Origin of the sequence: Rhodococcus sp. T2V, from assembly GCF_029269925.1 — a bacterium.
GTDB classification, from domain to species: domain Bacteria; phylum Actinomycetota; class Actinomycetes; order Mycobacteriales; family Mycobacteriaceae; genus Rhodococcus_F; species Rhodococcus_F koreensis.
On the sequence record NZ_JARJBD010000417.1, the window covers coordinates 1 to 437 of the forward strand.

Sequence of the window (437 nt, forward strand, 5' to 3'; positions counted from 1 at the left end):
CCGGCCTCGTTCTTGGCCTGCTGGAAGCATTCCTCGACCCGCCACCGGGAGCCGGCGATGGTGGCGAGTTCGGTGAGCGTGGTGCGGCGGGGTCCGGCGCAGATGTAGTACGCGATCTCGGTCGGATCGGAGAGGGATCGGCGGGCGAGCAGCCAGTGCCCGCGCCCGGGTGCCCAGGCGATCCGGATCGGGATCCGCACCCAGGAGTATTCGCGTCGGCCGTGCGCGCCGTCGCCGACGGAGATCCGGCGCCACTGCTTCGCCGGGACCGCGGCGATCATCTCGTCGGCGCGCCCGGTGCGCCCGTGCGGGGTGAACACGTCGTCGTTGCAGCGCGTGGCCAGGACGTAGGAAATATCGCGTTCCTCGAGCCAGACCCGCAGGTACTTCACCTGCCCGTAGGCCTCGTCCGCGGTGACCCAGGAGAAGGGGACCTG

The 437-nt window shown here is 70.7% G+C and carries 1 pseudogene; it reads right to left on the minus strand.

The window, feature by feature from the left end:
* Positions 1–437 (minus strand): annotated as a pseudogene (locus P3H15_RS54650) (IS701 family transposase); the annotation flags it as partial.